Below are 300 nucleotides of genomic sequence, written 5' to 3' on the forward strand. Positions count from 1 at the left end.
CCCTGGTCCGTGAATCCGGATCGGGGACAGTGCATGGTAGGCAGTTTGACTGGGGCGGTCTCCTCCCAAAGTGTAACGGAGGAGTACGAAGGTACGCTAGGTACGGTCGGAAATCGTGCTGATAGTGCAATGGCATAAGCGTGCTTAACTGCGAGACCGACAAGTCGAGCAGGTGCGAAAGCAGGTCATAGTGATCCGGTGGTTCTGTATGGAAGGGCCATCGCTCAACGGATAAAAGGTACTCTGGGGATAACAGGCTGATACCGCCCAAGAGTTCATATCGACGGCGGTGTTTGGCAC

The 300-nt window shown here is 55.0% G+C and carries 1 rRNA gene; it reads left to right on the top strand.

What is annotated here, in order from left to right:
• A 23S ribosomal RNA gene (locus EN824_RS34465) occupies positions 1 to 300 on the top strand; the annotation flags it as partial.

The organism is Mesorhizobium sp. M8A.F.Ca.ET.181.01.1.1 (assembly GCF_004792025.1).
Lineage (GTDB): Bacteria > Pseudomonadota > Alphaproteobacteria > Rhizobiales > Rhizobiaceae > Mesorhizobium.